The organism is Neisseria sp. P0009.S007, from assembly GCF_051962515.1.
In genome coordinates, this window is the sequence record NZ_JBQCVF010000906.1 from 1 (window position 1) to 431 (window position 431).

Here is a 431-nt window from a genome sequence, read left to right on the forward strand (position 1 = left end):
GGTTGAAGCGGTGCAACGCTATCCAAACGCAACCCGTTAGTTGAACCTGCCTGATGCAGCTCTTGAATCAGGTTCGGAATTTCCGCGTCGGTCGGCAGTTGTTTCAACAAAACATCAAATGCAGAGCGGATCGAAGCCAATTCAGCCTTCAGATTATTCAAGCTTGCCGCCTGAATGCTTTTACGCGTAAAGGTTTCCTTCAGCTCTGCTTCTTTGGCTTCCTGCGTATTTAAGGTTTCAATCTGATCTTTAAATACGCCGACATAGCCCAAAGCCAACATACCGACAATCAATAAACCTGCCAGCAAAAGTTTTGAAGGCATATTGAGCAGGTACAGGTTTTGTACGTCCAATTGTTTCAGGTTTTTAGATGCCATTATTGAGCCTCCGGAGCAGGTTCTGCCACAGGTTCGGCCATTTCACCGCTGCTT

General features: G+C 46.6%; 1 protein-coding gene. It reads right to left on the minus strand.

The features are described from left to right. Window positions 1–377: type 4a pilus biogenesis protein PilO (locus ACTHS3_RS17045; protein ID WP_440368646.1), on the minus strand; the 377-nt coding region annotated here is incomplete at its 3' end. Window positions 378–431 lie beyond the last annotated feature (54 nt).